The sequence below is a fragment of the Citrobacter sp. Cf087 genome (assembly GCF_030334285.1).
GTDB classification, from domain to species: Bacteria; Pseudomonadota; Gammaproteobacteria; order Enterobacterales; family Enterobacteriaceae; genus Citrobacter; species Citrobacter freundii.
Genome location: NZ_JAOWED010000031.1, coordinates 310,968 through 327,060 on the forward strand (window position 1 = coordinate 310,968; position 16,093 = coordinate 327,060).

General features: G+C 53.0%; 16 protein-coding genes. 8 read left to right on the forward strand and 8 right to left on the reverse strand.

The window, feature by feature from the left end; translation table 11 throughout:
* Positions 1–14 precede the first annotated feature (14 nt).
* The 4 genes from menB (at position 15) to pmrD (ending at position 3,614) form a co-directional block, all read left to right on the forward strand.
* Positions 15–872, forward strand: a complete 858-nt coding sequence (gene menB, locus OGV57_RS18080) for a 1,4-dihydroxy-2-naphthoyl-CoA synthase (RefSeq protein WP_003027671.1) — start codon at positions 15–17, stop codon at positions 870–872.
* On the forward strand, positions 872–1,834 hold the full coding sequence (menC, locus tag OGV57_RS18085) for an o-succinylbenzoate synthase (protein ID WP_054528614.1): 963 nt from the start codon (positions 872–874) through the stop codon (positions 1,832–1,834). The genes menB and menC overlap by 1 nt, the downstream gene beginning before the upstream one ends.
* Positions 1,831–3,255 (forward strand): o-succinylbenzoate--CoA ligase, encoded by a 1,425-nt coding sequence (gene menE, locus OGV57_RS18090; RefSeq protein ID WP_054528613.1) that lies wholly within the window; start codon positions 1,831–1,833, stop codon positions 3,253–3,255. The genes menC and menE overlap by 4 nt, the downstream gene beginning before the upstream one ends.
* A 95-nt stretch (positions 3,256–3,350) precedes the next feature.
* Positions 3,351–3,614: a signal transduction protein PmrD gene (gene pmrD, locus OGV57_RS18095; RefSeq protein WP_003839377.1), complete on the forward strand. Its 264-nt coding sequence runs from the start codon at positions 3,351–3,353 to the stop codon at positions 3,612–3,614.
* A gap of 2 nt (positions 3,615–3,616) precedes the next feature.
* Here pmrD and arnF read toward each other — a convergent pair whose 3' ends face one another.
* From arnF to nudI, 8 genes are all read right to left on the reverse strand, one after another.
* Positions 3,617–4,003 (reverse strand): 4-amino-4-deoxy-L-arabinose-phosphoundecaprenol flippase subunit ArnF, encoded by a 387-nt coding sequence (gene arnF, locus OGV57_RS18100; RefSeq protein WP_048232433.1) that lies wholly within the window; start codon positions 4,001–4,003, stop codon positions 3,617–3,619.
* Positions 4,003–4,338: a 4-amino-4-deoxy-L-arabinose-phosphoundecaprenol flippase subunit ArnE gene (arnE, locus tag OGV57_RS18105; RefSeq protein ID WP_003027661.1), complete on the reverse strand. Its 336-nt coding sequence runs from the start codon at positions 4,336–4,338 to the stop codon at positions 4,003–4,005. The genes arnF and arnE overlap by 1 nt, the downstream gene beginning before the upstream one ends.
* Positions 4,335–5,993, reverse strand: coding sequence for a lipid IV(A) 4-amino-4-deoxy-L-arabinosyltransferase (arnT, locus tag OGV57_RS18110; protein WP_054528612.1), 1,659 nt, complete (start codon positions 5,991–5,993; stop codon positions 4,335–4,337). Before arnT ends, arnE begins: the two co-directional genes overlap by 4 nt.
* On the reverse strand, positions 5,990–6,892 hold the full coding sequence (gene arnD / locus OGV57_RS18115; RefSeq protein WP_048232431.1) for a 4-deoxy-4-formamido-L-arabinose-phosphoundecaprenol deformylase: 903 nt from the start codon (positions 6,890–6,892) through the stop codon (positions 5,990–5,992). Before arnD ends, arnT begins: the two co-directional genes overlap by 4 nt.
* Complete coding sequence (gene arnA / locus OGV57_RS18120) at positions 6,889–8,871, reverse strand: bifunctional UDP-4-amino-4-deoxy-L-arabinose formyltransferase/UDP-glucuronic acid oxidase ArnA (RefSeq protein WP_054528611.1); 1,983 nt, start codon at positions 8,869–8,871, stop codon at positions 6,889–6,891. The genes arnD and arnA overlap by 4 nt, the downstream gene beginning before the upstream one ends.
* Positions 8,868–9,851 (reverse strand): undecaprenyl-phosphate 4-deoxy-4-formamido-L-arabinose transferase, encoded by a 984-nt coding sequence (gene arnC / locus OGV57_RS18125; protein WP_003027648.1) that lies wholly within the window; start codon positions 9,849–9,851, stop codon positions 8,868–8,870. Before arnC ends, arnA begins: the two co-directional genes overlap by 4 nt.
* Before the next feature lie 2 nt (positions 9,852–9,853).
* Entirely contained in the window at positions 9,854–10,993 is a 1,140-nt protein-coding gene (gene arnB, locus OGV57_RS18130) for a UDP-4-amino-4-deoxy-L-arabinose aminotransferase (RefSeq protein ID WP_003027645.1), read from the reverse strand.
* A 284-nt stretch (positions 10,994–11,277) separates the two neighbouring features.
* Entirely contained in the window at positions 11,278–11,703 is a 426-nt protein-coding gene (nudI, locus tag OGV57_RS18135) for a nucleoside triphosphatase NudI (RefSeq protein WP_003027643.1), read from the reverse strand.
* A 317-nt stretch (positions 11,704–12,020) separates the two neighbouring features.
* On the opposite strand from nudI, the gene OGV57_RS18140 reads away from it, so the two are divergent.
* The 4 genes from OGV57_RS18140 (at position 12,021) to rhmD (ending at position 16,065) form a co-directional block, all read left to right on the forward strand.
* On the forward strand, positions 12,021–12,563 hold the full coding sequence (locus OGV57_RS18140; RefSeq protein ID WP_003027640.1) for a YfaZ family protein: 543 nt from the start codon (positions 12,021–12,023) through the stop codon (positions 12,561–12,563).
* A gap of 79 nt (positions 12,564–12,642) precedes the next feature.
* Positions 12,643–13,845: a nicotinamide mononucleotide deamidase-related protein YfaY gene (locus OGV57_RS18145; protein ID WP_054528610.1), complete on the forward strand. Its 1,203-nt coding sequence runs from the start codon at positions 12,643–12,645 to the stop codon at positions 13,843–13,845.
* A 218-nt stretch (positions 13,846–14,063) separates the two neighbouring features.
* The gene (locus OGV57_RS18150; protein WP_054528609.1) at positions 14,064–14,846 is read left to right on the forward strand and encodes an IclR family transcriptional regulator; all 783 of its coding nucleotides are present in this window, start codon (positions 14,064–14,066) and stop codon (positions 14,844–14,846) included.
* A 13-nt stretch (positions 14,847–14,859) separates the two neighbouring features.
* Positions 14,860–16,065, forward strand: a complete 1,206-nt coding sequence (gene rhmD / locus OGV57_RS18155) for an L-rhamnonate dehydratase (protein ID WP_054528608.1) — start codon at positions 14,860–14,862, stop codon at positions 16,063–16,065.
* Positions 16,066–16,093: the final 28 nt, after the last annotated feature.

Consider the following 16,093-nt stretch of genomic DNA (forward strand, 5'->3'; position numbering starts at 1 on the left):
CTATAGGACATTTTATGATCTATCCTGATGAAACAATGCTTTACGCACCGGTAGAATGGCACGATTGCTCTGAAGGCTATACCGACATTCTTTACGAGAAATCCACCGACGGTATCGCAAAAATCACCATTAATCGTCCGCAGGTACGCAATGCCTTCCGTCCGGTCACCGTGAAAGAGATGATCCAGGCGCTGGCGGATGCTCGCTATGATGACAACATCGGCGTAATTATTCTGACCGGTGCGGGCGATAAAGCGTTCTGTGCAGGCGGCGATCAGAAGGTACGTGGCGACTACGGCGGATACCAGGATGACTCCGGTGTGCATCACCTGAACGTACTGGACTTCCAGCGTCAGATTCGTACCTGTCCGAAACCGGTAGTAGCGATGGTTGCAGGTTTCTCCATTGGCGGCGGTCATGTGCTGCACATGATGTGTGACCTGACCATTGCGGCTGAAAACGCCATCTTCGGTCAGACCGGTCCAAAAGTCGGTTCCTTCGACGGCGGTTGGGGCGCTTCCTATATGGCGCGCATCGTCGGTCAGAAAAAAGCGCGTGAAATCTGGTTCCTGTGCCGTCAGTACGATGCGAAACAGGCGCTGGATATGGGGCTGGTCAACACCGTGGTTCCGCTGGCGGATCTGGAAAAAGAGACAGTACGCTGGTGTCGCGAAATGCTGCAAAACAGCCCAATGGCGCTGCGCTGCCTGAAAGCTGCACTGAACGCCGACTGTGATGGTCAGGCAGGTCTGCAGGAGCTGGCAGGTAACGCCACTATGCTGTTCTACATGACGGAAGAAGGTCAGGAAGGCCGTAACGCCTTTAACCAGAAACGTCAGCCTGATTTCAGCAAATTCAAACGGAATCCGTAATGCGTAGCGCGCAGGTATACCGCTGGCAGATCCCCATGGACGCGGGGGTGATTCTGCGCGACAGGCGGTTAAAAACGCGTGACGGGTTATACGTATGTCTTCGTGACGGTGAGCGTGAAGGGTGGGGAGAAATCTCCCCGCTGCCGGGCTTCAGTCAGGAAAGCTGGGAAGAAGCGCAAACCGAGTTGCTGGCCTGGGTGAAAGGCTGGCTGCAAGGGGATGTCTCCTTACCGCAACTGCCTTCGGTCGCCTTTGGCGTAAGCTGTGCGCTGGCCGAACTGGCTGGCGTATTGCCACAGGACGCAGACTATCGTGCTGCACCGCTGTGTACGGGCGATCCTGACGATCTGGTACTGCAACTGGCGGACATGCCGGGCGAAAAAGTGGCGAAGATTAAGGTCGGTCTGTATGAAGCGGTTCGCGACGGCATGGTAGCCAATCTGTTACTTGAGGCGATCCCGGAGCTGCATTTGCGACTTGACGCCAACCGGGCCTGGACGCCGTTGAAAGCTCAGCAGTTCGCGAAATACGTTAATCCGGAGTACCGCGGACGCATTGCCTTCCTCGAAGAACCGTGCAGAACCCGTGATGATTCTCGTGCCTTCGCGCGTGAAACCGGCATTGCCATCGCCTGGGATGAAAGTCTGCGTGAAGCGGATTTCACCTTCGAAGCCGAAGAGGGCGTCAAGGCTGTGGTTATCAAACCTACGCTGACCGGCAGTCTCGATAAAGTCCGTGAACAGGTGGCAGCGGCGCATGCGCTTGGTCTTACTGCCGTTATCAGTTCGTCAATCGAGTCGAGTCTGGGCTTAACCCAGCTGGCGCGAATTGCCGCCTGGTTGACGCCGCAAACCATCCCGGGTCTGGATACCCTGAGCCTGATGCAGTGCCAGCAGGTACGCACCTGGCCCGGTAGCGCGTTGCCGTGTATCGACGTTGATGCGCTGGAACGTCTGCTATGACCCAGCAGGAAAGGCCCGATAGCGTGAGCTTATCGGGCCTGATACAACCCAGTGACTGGCCGTGGCGTCACTGGCGACAGGTTCGTGCGAAGGCGCCAGCCTTACGCCTCAACGATGAGGCATTAAGCTGGAGCGAGCTCTGCGCGCGCATCGACCATCTGGCCTGCGGTTTTGCCGCTCAGGGCGTGGAAGAAGGCGATGGCGTCCTGCTTCGCGCCTGGAATCATCCGCGCGCTTTGCTGGCCTGGCTCGCGCTGCTGCAGTGTGGGGCGCGGGTTTTACCTGTGAACCCACAGTTGCCTCAGTCGCTGCTTGATGCGCTGGTCCCGGACTTAACGCTACGTTTTGCGCTGGATCTGGAGGCTGCTATCGCACTCCCGGAACTCAGTCCGTTACAGATGCAGTCGTTGCCAGGCTATCACGCCGCCGCATGGTTGCCCGAGCGTTTGAGCACGATGACGTTAACCTCAGGTTCTACCGGATTACCAAAGGCGGCGCTGCATACATGTCAGGCGCATCTGGCAAGCGCGCAGGGCGTACTGTCATTAATGCCGTTTGGTGCTGAGGATGACTGGCTGCTCTCATTGCCGCTGTTTCATGTTTCCGGGCAGGGCATTTTGTGGCGATGGTTGTTCGCCGGGGCGCGAATGACCGTGCGCGACAAACAGCCGCTGGATCAAATGCTGGCTGGATGCACTCACGCTTCACTGGTGCCCACGCAACTGTGGCGCTTACTTGTTAATAACACGCCAGTCACGCTAAAAGCGGTGCTGCTGGGCGGTGCGGCAATTCCTGTTGAGTTGACGGAACAGGCGCGTGAACAGGGGATTCGTTGCTGGTGCGGTTACGGATTGACGGAGTTTGCTTCTACGGTTTGTGCGAAAGAGGCAGATGGCCTGGCGGATGTGGGCTCTGCTTTACCGGGGCGGGAAGTCAGGATCGTTAATGACGAAGTTTGGCTACGAGCCGCCAGCATGGCGCAAGGTTACTGGCGTAACGGACAGCTTATGCCTTTAGTGAACGCGGAAGGCTGGTTTGCAACCCGCGATCGCGGCGTGTTGAAGGACGGCAAGTTAACCATTGTCGGCCGTATGGACAATCTGTTCTTTAGCGGCGGGGAAGGCATACAGCCGGAAGAGGTGGAACGCGTGATTGCCGCACATCCACATGTTCTGCAGGCCTTTATTGTGCCGATAGAAGACAAAGAATTTGGCCATCGCCCGGTGGCGGTCGTTGAGTATGACGCTAATGCTGGAGAAACTAATCTGGCAGAGTGGGTAAAAGATAAGCTGGCCCGCTTTCAGCAACCGGTATGTTGGTTGACATTGCCACCCGAGCTTAAAGCCGGAGGGATAAAAATCTCGCGTCGTGCGTTGTCGGATTGGGTAAGTGCTTCATCATTAACATTAAGAAAGCATTAATTACATTTCTCATTTTTGTCATTCCGCAGCTATTGTCCTTTTGTTTATCTGCTGAAGTGTAACCTATTGTGAAATTTTTTAACAAAAGGTGCGCTATGGAATGGCATGTGAAGAAGTCTTGCTGTCACAAGAAAGCAGAGAGGCTCTATATCGTACTTTGCGATAGTGGTGGTTCGCTTAAGATGCTCGCTGAGGCGCAATCTTTCGAGCGGGTTAAACCTGGCGATCTTCTTTCACCGCTGAAAGATGCGCAGTATTGTGTTAATCGCGATGTATCCCGCGTGATTAAAATAATCGATGCCAGACAGTACATATGTGACGAATGGGAGCGCCTGTTACGACTGTCGGCAGATAAATGAGCTCAGCGCCGGTGCTTGTCTGCAGGCAGAAAAATCGTCATTAAACCCGCCATGATGCACAGTACCCCAACCAGCGCCTTTACTGAAAATGTTCCCTGCCAGCCGGGCAGAATCATTGATGCAACCCAAACCAGCACATAGCTCAGGCTGAGCAGGGCATAAGCTTTGCTCAGCGCGAGCTGGTGCAGGGCTTTATGCCAGCAAATAACCGACAGCAAATAGCCTGCCAGCCCGGCAGATAAAGCAAACGCTCCAATACTGAGAGATAATACGACGGAGATGAACTCCAGCGGCTGCATCATTGGCGGCAGATTATCCATTGCGAAGCCGAGGCTCAACTGGGCTGCAGAGGTGATAATAACGCTACATAATCCCCAAAAGATGCCCATTACACTGCGCTCCCAAGAATAAAGATGCCGGTAATGATCAGCCCAACCCCCAGCCAGTGGCGTGTAGTGACGGGTTCGCGCCAGATTTTCCACGCGGCCAGCGTCACCCATACAAAGTTAAGACTCAGCATGGGGTAGGCGATACCGACAGGAATGTTCTGCAGTACCGCCAGCCATAGCAGCATGGCCAGACCGAGGCTTGCCAGAGCAAGCCCAATCCATTGCGTGACGTGGCGTTTTCGCGCACGAACGGACACCGGTCGGGTCGCCTGCTTCTGGCATAGCTGGCCGCAGACGCTGAGCAGGCTGGCGAGAACTAAGGCTATCCAGATCATTTTGGCCGATACTGAATCAGGACCAGTCGCCCCTGATTATCAATGTAATCAGCGGGAGGGATAGCGAGTTGATTAATATCTTCATCCTTATCAATCGTGAGCACGAGCGTAATATTTCCTTGCTGACGATGTTGCGCTAACCAGTCGGCAAAGTCTTCCCGACTGACAAAGCGCCCCTGAGCATCCGGGTAGTTGAGGCCATATTTTAACTCGCCCGTTTGGCCGTACATCATGATGTCGTCACGCTTCAGGCTCCAGGCCAGCCCTGCGGCAACGCCAACGTTGTCGGTGAGAATGTAACGGCTCGACTCCAGCGACTCTTTAGTCATCTCGACAAAAAACTGCGGCTGTTTAGACTCCATCACCCGGTCAGGGACTGAGAAACCAAACAACAGCGCGAGTCCCAGCGGACACAGCGCGGCGAATTTCCAGTTCTTCTCGCGGTTATTTAGCGTATACCAGCCGAACAGTGCCCAGGTGATAAAAATGCCCCACGCGCAAAACACCTTATACGTTTCGATATGCGACCAGACCGGCGTCTTTAACGGACCCAATGTGGAAACAATAAATGTGGCGACAATGCCGGTCACGCCGAACAGCACGTTGATCCAGCCATTCACACGCAGTGCGGCGGAGCCTTTTTCCGCGGCCTGCAGGCCGAAACGCGCCGTTAATATCGCCAGCGGGGCGAAGCAAGAAAGAATATAGGTCGGCAGTTTTCCTTTGGCGATGCTGAAAAACAGGATTGGCATGACAATCCAGCTTAACAGGTACAGCGCGCTGCGCGGAACATCCCGCTCACGCCAGCCCGTACGCAGCGCGCCGGGGAGCAGCCCGAGCCATGGTAATGCGCCAGCCACGAATATCGGAATGTAGTACCAGATGGGAGCCTTGTGTTGGGCATCATCCTGTGCGAAGCGTTGAATATGTTCAACCCAGAAGAAGTAATGCCAGAAATCCGGCTCACGCTGGGCAATCGCTATTCCCCACGGTAGCACAATCACGACGCAGCCGATAACCGCCAGCAGACCGTAGAGTATGAGATCTTTCCAGCGTTTTTGTGCGAAAACCCACGGCAGTACGCTGAGCACAGGAACGGCAAGCGCAAGGAAGCCCTTGGTCATCACGCCCATGCCGCAGGTTAACCCTAACAGCAAAAAAGCGATGATTTTGCGCGTTCTGGTGGTGGCCTGCATGCCTTCCCAAAAACAGCACATGCCCGCCATCAGCCAAAGCGCAATTATGGGATCAAGTACCGCGTAGGTGCCGATGCTGTAAACCGAGAAAAACGTTAAAAAGATAGCAGAAGAGAGTACGGCGGTACGCTTATCCTGCCATAACCGCATGGCAAGCCAGGCTACCAGTAGCGCCGTCAGCAAGGTGGCAAATATAGCCCCCGCTCTGACGCTAAAATTATTAGCGCCAAATAGCCATTGCCCGATGCTGTTTAACCAGTATCCGGCAATGGGTTTTTCAAAGTAACGAAGCCCTAAAAAGTGCGGCACGATCCAGTCGCCGGACGTCAGCATTTCCCGACTGATTTCGGCATAGCGCGTTTCATCAGGCTGCCAGAGCAGGCGACTGTTGATAGGGAGAATAAAATACAGCGCAATAAACGCGATACAGGCCAGAGTGTAGCGGGCAGCAGGTTTCATTGTGTCGCACTCACCGGTTGTTGGCAGCCGAGCCATCCCTCTCTGCCCGGTATTTTTCCCCGCACGATCTGCCCTGTTGGCAGCGTGCTGATATCGTCTGGTAACAGCTCGCCAAGCGGGCAAAATGTCATCCCCATGTCGGCGGCGCGAGTAAGCAGCTCGTCAAAATTCTGATGAAAGGCGATGCCTTCAACTTCCGCATGAATGGTGTACACCGGTGTTCCTCTGCTCATCTGGATGTGGGAGAGAATATAAGCGTTGAAGTCCACCGCCTGGACCTCCTGACCAACCACTTCATCCCATGTTGGTAACGTGACGGGAATTTGCGGCGTACCTGTTTTCCCGGACGCCAGTACAGGACGAAATAAAGACGTTCCCCGACAGTCGCTGTTATAGCGTAAATGGAACATTTCTTTTGCCTCGACGACGCGGTTGTCGGCACGCCATCCGGCAACCGCAGAACAGGTAACCGGTTGTCCGATGATGGCTTCAAGGGCGGTAATGCCTCGTGAAATATCATCAATCAGCTGTTTATCATTCCAGTTTCCGCTTCGCGCTTGCCAGGCATGGTGATCCCAGGCATGCAAACCGGTTTCATGAATCAGGGCGGTTTGCGCAATGATCGCCGCATTGGCCTGGCCAATCTCTTTTCCCGGCCACGCGGTTCCCGCGAGCAATATATCCCATCCGTAGAGCGATGCTGCGTTTGAGCGCAGCATTTTCCACAGAAATTGTGGCTTCACAAGACGCCAGAGATGGCGCCCCATGTTGTCAGGTCCAACGCTAAAGAAAAAACTTGCCCGAACGTTATGCCGGTTCAATGTCTCCAACAGGCGGGGCACACCTTCGCGCGTCCCCCGGAAAGTATCGACATCAATGCGCAAGCCTACTTTGGTCATGATGTGTGTTCCGTGATATCCACACTGCGTAAGAAGAAGTCCAGCGTCTCTTCTACCGTTTCCTGCATCTCAATGGCGGGCTCCCAGTTCAGGCAGCGTTTTGCATTACGAATGTTGGGCTTACGATGCTCAACGTCCTGATAACCTTTACCATAGTAGCTACTACTTTCGACGTCACGGAAACCGGCAAACGGCGGGAAGTGGTTGCGTAATGGGTGTTTTTCAAAGCAGGTAAGCAGCATTTCTGCCAGTTCCTGAATACTGGCCTCATTCTCCGGGTTACCGATGTTGATAATTTCGCCATCGCAGCGTCCGCCTTCGTTTTCAATGATGCGGTACAGGGCTTCGATACCATCGCGAATATCAGTAAAGCAGCGTTTTTGCTTACCGCCTTCAATCAGCTTAATCGGTGAACCTTCCACCAGATTGAGGATCAGTTGGGTAATGGCGCGTGAGCTGCCGATACGCGCGGCGTTAAGGCTGTCCAGACGCGGTCCCATCCAGTTAAACGGACGGAACAGGGTGAAGCGCAATCCCTCTTTTTCGCCGTATGCCCAAATTACGCGGTCCAGCAACTGCTTGGAAACGGAGTAGATCCAGCGTGGTTTATTCACCGGGCCGACGATCAGGTTCGAGCTGTCTTCATCAAAAACTTTGTCGGTACACATGCCGTAGACTTCGGAGGTTGACGGGAAAATGATGCGCTTACGGTATTTCACGCAGTAGCGAATGATTTTCAGGTTCTCTTCAAAATCGAGCTCAAACACGCGCAGCGGGTTGCGGGTATATTCGATTGGCGTGGCGATCGCTACCAGCGGCAGCACGACGTCGCATTTTTTCACATGATATTCAATCCATTCGGAGTGAATGCTGATATCGCCTTCGACGAAATGGAATCGTGGATGCTGCAGAAAACGACTAATGGCGTCGCTGCCAATGTCGAGTCCATACACTTCGTAATTGTCTTCTTGCAACAGGCGTTCGGTCAGATGGTTACCAATGAAGCCATTGACGCCAAGGATCAGCACGCGAGTACGGCGTTTAGCGGTAGTAACTGACTGGCTGTTCAGGCGAGAACCTGGTACCAGGCCCAGAACCTGCGCCAGCTGTGACCCCTGCATGGCAATACCATCGCCAGCTTGCCCGGTAATAATCTCCAGTGCGCCATCAGCGCAGGCGATCAGCAAAGGCGAAACGGAGATGACGGTTCCTGGCTGGGCTGCGCGGTCATTTTTGCAAACACGTGACGACCAGACGGTGAATTTTTGCGTACCAACATAGCTAAATGCGCCCGGCCATGGATCGCTGACGGCGCGTACCTGGTTATGCAACTCTGCGGCTGGTTTGTTCCAGTCGAGGAAGCTATCTTCCGGCGTACGGCGACCAAAACAGGTCGCTTCTGCTTCCTGTTGGGGGTGTTCTGCATAATCTCCCGTTTTAATCGCGGGCAGCGCCTCTTCCAGTAACTGACGCGCAGCCTGGCACAACTTATGGTGCAGCGTTAACGCCACATCATCGGGCGAAATAGCAACCCGCTGCTGGGCAACAATGGCACCGGCATCCGCGCGTTTGACCATCCGGTGAAGCGTGACGCCGGTTTCGGTTTCACCATTGACCAGTACCCAGTTCAGCGGTGCGCGGCCACGGTATTTGGGCAGTAGCGAGCCGTGCAGATTAAATGCACCCTTAGGGGCAATGCTGAGGATCTCATCACTCAGTAAATGGCGATAGTAGAACGAGAAGATAACATCAGGTGCCAGTTGGCTAATGCGCTCAATCCACAGGGGATGATTAACCTCGTCAGGGGCGTAAACCGGAATACCGGCGCTGGCCGCGAGGCGGGAAACAGATCCAAAAAACGCTTTTTCACCCGGATTGTCGGTGTGCGTAAAAATGGCAGCGATTTCATAACCTGCATCCAACAAGGCCTGGACACCCTGACATCCCATATCGTGATAGGCAAATACGACGGCTTTCATGCGCGGTTTTCCTCGGTTGACTGCGTGGTTTGTGGGCGGATAACGTGTTGAACAAAATAGCGGGGGCGGGCGCGGACATCGTTATAGATGCGACCGATATATTCGCCGAGTAAACCCATGCCAATAAACTGTGCGCCGATAAAGGTAAACAGGACGGCAAACAGCATGAATACCCCTTCCGCAGCCCACTGTGGGCCGAGCGTCAGGCGCAGAACAACAAGCAAGACTGATAAGGTAAAGCCCGTGGCGGCGATCACGCTGCCCAACAGACTCAGCATGCGAAGCGGTGTTGTGGTAAGGCAAGTCACCAGGTCATACATCAGGTTGATCAGACGCATGAAGCTGTATTTGGAATCACCAAATTCGCGCTCTGCATGATGTACCGGGATCTCCGTCGCGCGACGGGCAAAAATGTTGGCCAGAATAGGGATAAAGGTGCTGCGCTCCTGGCAATGCAGCATGGCATCGACGATGTGACGGCGATAGGCGCGTAGCATGCAGCCGTAGTCACCCATCGCTTTTCCGGTGGTGCGCTGAATCAGATGGTTGATCATGCGTGAGGCGGTCTTACGAAATACGCTGTCCTGACGATTCTGACGTACCGTTCCCACCACATCGAAGCCTTCATCTGCGGTGGCAACCAGCCGTGGGATCTCCTCCGGCGGGTTCTGCAAATCGGCATCCAGTGTGATGATCAAGTCGCCAGTGACATGGCTGAAACCGGCCATAATCGCCGAGTGTTGCCCGTAATTGCGATTCAGCAAAATAGAAACAATATGGCTGTTTGGTGCCTGGGAGGCGTTCATCATCAACTGAGCGGAATTGTCACTGCTACCGTCGTCGATCAGCAGAATTTCATAGTCTTTACCCAATTTCTCGCAGGCGGCGCTGGTGCGTCTGATTAACTCTGGCAGGCTTTCCTGTTCATTAAAAACGGGAATGACCACCGAGACTTTTTTGATTGGTGCTGCTTCAAACATGATTATTGTCCTGCAATCTCGCGAAGTGCCGTAATGACCCGCTGGGTATCCGCTTCGGTCATGTCTGGGAATAACGGCAGCGAGCAGATGCGCGCGCTGTTCCATTCAGTATTTGGGAGCGAAAGGGTAGTGAAGCGTTCGCGATAATATTTTTGCGTATGGGCTGCACGAAAATGCAGACCGGTGCCGATATCTTTAGTCTTCAGCGCTTCCATCAGGGCATCTCTGCTCAGCCCGCAGCGGGTTTCGTCAACACGAATGATGAATAAGTGCCAGGCATGAACGTGCGGCCACCGGGGCAGGTCCAGCGGTTGAAATGGCGTATCAGCCAGCGCCTGCTGATATTGCTGGGCAATTTGCGCCCGGCGTGAATTCAGTTGCTCCAGCTTATTCAGCTGTACCAACGCAATAGCGGCATTGATATCAGTCAGGTTGTATTTGTATCCTGGCGCAAGCACTTCGGCCTGCGGTGCCCGGCCATAGGTTTGTCGATCAAAAGCATCAACGCCCAGACCGTGAAACTTCAGGCTGCGAAGCCGCTGGGCAAGCTGGCTGTCGTCGGTAACAATCAGTCCACCTTCTGCGCAGGTGATATTTTTGATGGCGTGAAACGAGAAGATTGCCGTACCGCGCGCCCCGACATGACGGCCCTTATACAATGTCCCTACGGCATGGGCCGCATCTTCTATTACCGGGATGCCATAACGCTCGCCAATGGCATAAATTGCGTCAAGATCGGCGGGGGCGCCTGCGTAATGTACTGGAACAATGGCTTTGGTTCGTGGGGTAATGGCGGCTTCAATTTGCTCAGGTGTGACCATAAGTGTATCGCGGTCGACGTCGACCATGACTGGCGTCGCACCCAGCAAGACAATCATGTTGAGGGTGGAAACCCACGTCATTGACGGCGTAATGACCTCATCGCCTGCACCTATGCCCAACGCCATCAGTGTGATGTGCATACCCGCCGTGGCAGAGCAGACGGCGACGGCGTGTTGATTTCCTGTGAGCTGGCAGAAGGCTTCTTCCAACTGTTGGTTCTTCGGGCCAGTGGTTATCCATCCAGAGTCCAGCACCGCTTTTACAGCGGCAAGCTCTTCAGCACCCATTGCCGGGCGAGAGAAAGGCAAAAAGTCAGACATCATTATTCCTTCAAGCCATTTAACGCTACCTAAGTTTTATTTTTAGGACTAAACAGGGGCGTCGTTAATTATTTCATCAGGCTACAAAGGTTAATGGCCGAAGGTTAATTTATCCTTAAGGGTTTAAGGTTTGGGAGATAATAACAAAGACAGTGGGGAGTGGTTTATTTGTTTGAATATAAAGAGTTTTTAGTCATTATGGCGGTATTGTTCTCTGTTGCTGAATGCTGAGAGCAATACCGCTAATGTGATCATTGTTTATATTACGTTTAAACTCGGGGGACTTACAGTAACCCTTTCAAGGTTAACGTTTTACGTGTGGCGATATTTAAGTCGTAGGTGCCAAGATCTTCCGCTTTAACCCAGGCGAACGCCTGGAACTCTTCGTTAATGTTCACTTCACGATTAGCTGCCACACAATCGAAGATGAGATAAATCATATAAATCTCTTCCTGGCTGCCATCCGCGTACGTTTTAGTACGAATATCGTCACTGAAAGTCCATGGCGTAATTTCTGATAACACCAGCTGCTCGCCCAGCTCCTCTCTCACTTCCCGGCGCAAAGCTTCTTCGATGCGCTCACCCGGCTCAACGCCACCGCCAGAAAGCGCCCACTGACCGGGAAACACACCGCGGTCGTCAGCCATTTTGCAGAGTAAATAGCAGCCATCGTTTTGAATTAATGGGCAAACAATTGTTCTTTGGCGCATAGGTCAAGTCCTTGCAGGGGCGGGTATTAAGAATTCCATCATCCACCTATCTTACCTTTTGCTGGCTGGAGAAAAAACGCTTCATCGACGATTAAGTCCGTACGGGCGAGGAAAAATTGATTGTTGTTGAAAATGGCGTTCAGGGATGCAAACGATAGATTACATACAAAAATTTAACCTTATCTAATCTCATTAAGTAGTATTTAGTTACAATATGGTCTTGCATCGCTTTTTTAGCTCATTGATTCCTCGTCATCTGACAGTACAATTCACCGGTTTTGGGGCTATGTTTTGATTCTTGCAGGAAAGGATAGAAAATGAAAAAAAGTTTACTGTTGGGTTTTGCCGGAATGCTGTTTGTTTCCGCTTCGGCAAACGCGATTAGCATCAATGGTCAGGCTGGCGAAGACTACACCAACCTTGGATTCGGTATGGGTACTGAGACCACTGGTCTGGCCGTCAGCGGCAACTGGATGCATAATGATGACGACGGCGATGTTGCTGGGCTGGGCCTGGGTTTGAATATCCCGCTGGGTCCACTGTTGGCGACCGTTGGTGGTAAAGGTGTTTATACCAATCCAAACGATGGCGATGAAGGTTATGCTGCGGCTGTCGGTGGTGGTTTACAGTGGCCGATCGGCGACAGCATTCGTCTGTTTGGTGAGTACTATTACTCTCCTGATTCGCTTTCCAGCGGTATCGACAGCTATGAAGAAGCAAATGCCGGTGCGCGTTTGACTATTATGCGTCCGCTGAGCATCGAAGCCGGTTATCGTTACCTGAACCTGGCAGGTAAAGACGGTAACCGTGATAACGCAATTGCTGATGGCCCGTACGTTGGGGTTAACGCCAGCTTCTAACATTTCTGGCGCGGCGTTCAGTCGCGCCTTCCCCCCTCCATGCGTTATAGTGTTTTCATCATAAAAGCAGGAGAACACGATGTTAAACGTGGAGATGCTATCCACCGGGGATGAAGTGTTGCACGGACAAATCGTCGACACCAATGCCGCCTGGCTGGCCGATTTTTTCTTTAATCAGGGTTTACCGCTAACACGCCGCAACACGGTAGGTGACAATCTTAACGATTTAGTCTCTGTTTTGCGTGAGCGTAGCGAACACGCCGATGTACTGATCGTTAATGGCGGTTTGGGGCCAACCAGCGATGATTTGAGCGCGCTGGCAGCGGCAACGGCAAAAGGCGAAGGGTTGGTGTTGCATGAAGCATGGCTCGCCGAGATGGAACGATATTTTCGCGATCGTGGCCGCGTGATGGCGCCAAGTAACCGCAAACAGGCTGAACTTCCCGCCAGCGCGGAGTTTATCAATAATCCGGTGGGTACCGCGTGCGGGTTCGCCCTGAAGCTTAACCGCTGCCTGATGTTCTTTACACCGGGTGTACCGTCAGAATTCAAAGTCATGGTTGAGCATGAGATTCTGCCGCGTTTGCGTGAGCGTTTCTCTTTGGCTCAGCCCCCGTTATGCCTGCGATTAACCACCTTTGGCCGTTCTGAAAGCGAGCTGGCACAAAGCCTGGATCCGCTGACTTTGCCACCGGGCGTAACAATGGGATATCGCTCCTCAATGCCGATTATTGAGCTGAAGCTGACCGGGCCGGATTCCCAACGTGAAGCGATGCTGGCGCTGTGGCCAGAAGTTAAGCGAGTTGCCGGACAGAATATGATTTTCGAAGGTACGGAAGGCTTGCCCGCACAAATTGCCCGCACGTTACAGGAACGGCAATACAGCCTGACGCTGAGCGAACAATTTACCGGTGGTCTGGTCGCGTTGCAGCTTTCTCGCGCTAATGCTCCGTTGTTGGCGAGTGAAGTGGTTCCGCCCCAGGAAGAAACGCTGGCGCAAACGGCGCATTGGGTAACAGAGCGACGTAGCAAACATTATGCCGGGCTGGCTTTAGCGATATCAGCTTTCGAAAACGAACATATTAACTTTGCGCTGGCAACGCCTGATGGAACGCATGCCTTACGCGTACGGTTGAACGCTAATCGTTATAGCTTGTCGATTCGTCAGGAAGTGTGCGCAATGATGGCGCTAAATATGCTGCGCCGTTGGCTTAACGGGCAGGATATTGCCAGTGAGCACGGCTGGATCGACGTAGTGGAATCTCTGATGCTACCTGCCTGATTTATTCTCTCTCTACTTCTCGTAACGGGAAGGCATGCAGGCCTTCCCATTATCAGTCCAACCTGTTGTACTCCCTGTAAAAAAATCTGTGCATTAGTTCACAATTGCACTCGTTTTTTCTCCAGCCTACTGGAAGAGCGGGATGGTTTGATGCACTTCACAATTTAAACCACCTTAACCCACCACACTGATTCCAGTATCTCAGACTGGAGTCCAGTATGTTGGAATCAAGTAAAGTTCCCGCTCTCACCAGGGCGATTGAAATACTCAATCTCATTGCGCGTATCGGCCCATGCAGTGCCGCCACCATCATAGAAACGCTGGGTATTCCAAAAAGTACCGCGTATCTGTTACTGAACGAACTGAAACGTCAACGCTTCATCAGCATTGATCATCAGGAGAATTACTGCCTGTGGACCAAGCTGGTTGAACTGTCGGGACATGCCCTGAGCAAGATGGATTTACGTGAACTGGCCCGTCCACGGTTGACACAACTGATGGATGAGACCGGACTGCTTTGCCATCTGGGGATCATCGACCACGAAAGCGCGTATTACATCCTGAAAGTAGAGTCATCATCGACTATCAGCGTGCGCTCCCACGAAGGGAAAAGTCTTTCGCTCTATCGCTCGGGTATCGGCAAATGTCTGCTGGCCTGGCAACCTGCCGCCGTACGTAAAGCCATTATTGAACAACTGATATGGGAACAGGCAACGCCGACCACTATCACCAAACCACAGCAGTTGAAGGACGAGCTTGAGCGTATTCGTCAGCGTGGATGGAGCTTTGATAATGGCGAAGATTATCCCGATGTTCGCTGCGTCGCAGCGCCAGTTTTTAACGCTAGCAATGAGCTGACCGCCGCGATTTCAGTGGTTGGCACGCGTCTGCAAATTAACGAAGAGAACCGTGATTATCTGGCTGGTAAAGCGATTTCCTGCGCCAAAGATATTTCACGCCTGCTGGGATGGAAAAGTCCCTTCGACTCACTTGCTTCATAAAAAGGAGAACATCATGACCCTACCTAAAATTAAACACGTCCGCGCCTGGTTTACCGGTGGTGCCACGGCGGAAAAAGGCGCTGGCGGTGGTGACTATCACGATCAGAGCGCTAACCATTGGATTGACGATCATATCGCCACGCCAATGAGTAAATACCATGAATACGAGCAATCGCGTCAGTCTTTTGGTATCAACGTGTTAGGAACGCTGATTGTTGAGGTAGAAGCTGAGAACGGGCAGACCGGTTTTGCCGTGTCGACGGCAGGGGAGATGGGTTGCTTTATTGTAGAAAAGCATCTCAATCGTTTTATTGAAGGGAAATGCGTTAGCGATATCAAACTCATTCATGACCAGATGCTCGGCGCAACAATGTATTACTCCGGTTCTGGCGGTCTGGTGATGAACACCATCTCATGCGTAGATCTGGCACTGTGGGATCTGTTCGGCAAAGTGGTGGGTTTACCGGTCTACAAGCTGTTGGGTGGCGCGGTACGAGACGAAATTCAATTCTACGCGACGGGCGCGCGTCCGGATCTGGCAAAGGAGATGGGCTTTATTGGCGGCAAAATGCCAACTCACTGGGGGCCGCAAGATGGGGATGCCGGGATCCGCAAAGATGCAGCAATGATCGCTGATATGCGCGAAAAATGTGGCCCTGATTTTTGGCTGATGCTCGACTGTTGGATGAGTCAGGATGTGAACTATGCCACCAAACTGGCTCATGCCTGCGCGCCGTATAATCTGAAGTGGATCGAAGAGTGTCTGCCACCGCAGCAGTATGAAGGCTATCGCGAACTGAAACGCAACGCCCCTGCAGGGATGATGGTCACCAGCGGTGAACACCATGGAACGCTACAATCTTTCCGCACCCTATCTGAAACCGGCATCGACATCATGCAGCCGGATGTAGGCTGGTGCGGTGGGTTAACCACGTTAGTAGAAATTGCCGCTATTGCAAAATCACGCGGACAGCTGGTGGTGCCGCATGGCTCATCGGTCTACTCGCATCATGCGGTGATTACGTTCACCAACACCCCATTCAGTGAGTTTTTGATGACCAGCCCGGATTGTTCAACGATGCGTCCACAGTTTGATCCGATCCTTCTGGACGAACCCGTACCCGTCAATGGCCGCATTCATAAGTCGGTGCTCGACAAACCGGGATTTGGCGTCGAACTTAACCGCGACTGCAATCTGAAGCGCCCTTATAGCCACTAATGACCTGTGCGTTGCCATTGCCACGGCA

Coding starts and splice junctions, on each gene's coding strand:
- menB (WP_003027671.1), top strand. CDS start 15: ATGATCTATCCTGATGAAACAATGCTTTACGCACCGGTAGAATGGCAC.
- menC (WP_054528614.1), top strand. CDS start 872: ATGCGTAGCGCGCAGGTATACCGCTGGCAGATCCCCATGGACGCGGGG.
- menE (WP_054528613.1), top strand. CDS start 1,831: ATGACCCAGCAGGAAAGGCCCGATAGCGTGAGCTTATCGGGCCTGATA.
- pmrD (WP_003839377.1), top strand. CDS start 3,351: ATGGAATGGCATGTGAAGAAGTCTTGCTGTCACAAGAAAGCAGAGAGG.
- arnF (WP_048232433.1), bottom strand. CDS start 4,003: ATGGGCATCTTTTGGGGATTATGTAGCGTTATTATCACCTCTGCAGCC.
- arnE (WP_003027661.1), bottom strand. CDS start 4,338: ATGATCTGGATAGCCTTAGTTCTCGCCAGCCTGCTCAGCGTCTGCGGC.
- arnT (WP_054528612.1), bottom strand. CDS start 5,993: ATGAAACCTGCTGCCCGCTACACTCTGGCCTGTATCGCGTTTATTGCG.
- arnD (WP_048232431.1), bottom strand. CDS start 6,892: ATGACCAAAGTAGGCTTGCGCATTGATGTCGATACTTTCCGGGGGACG.
- arnA (WP_054528611.1), bottom strand. CDS start 8,871: ATGAAAGCCGTCGTATTTGCCTATCACGATATGGGATGTCAGGGTGTC.
- arnC (WP_003027648.1), bottom strand. CDS start 9,851: ATGTTTGAAGCAGCACCAATCAAAAAAGTCTCGGTGGTCATTCCCGTT.
- arnB (WP_003027645.1), bottom strand. CDS start 10,993: ATGTCTGACTTTTTGCCTTTCTCTCGCCCGGCAATGGGTGCTGAAGAG.
- nudI (WP_003027643.1), bottom strand. CDS start 11,703: ATGCGCCAAAGAACAATTGTTTGCCCATTAATTCAAAACGATGGCTGC.
- OGV57_RS18140 (WP_003027640.1), top strand. CDS start 12,021: ATGAAAAAAAGTTTACTGTTGGGTTTTGCCGGAATGCTGTTTGTTTCC.
- OGV57_RS18145 (WP_054528610.1), top strand. CDS start 12,643: ATGTTAAACGTGGAGATGCTATCCACCGGGGATGAAGTGTTGCACGGA.
- OGV57_RS18150 (WP_054528609.1), top strand. CDS start 14,064: ATGTTGGAATCAAGTAAAGTTCCCGCTCTCACCAGGGCGATTGAAATA.
- rhmD (WP_054528608.1), top strand. CDS start 14,860: ATGACCCTACCTAAAATTAAACACGTCCGCGCCTGGTTTACCGGTGGT.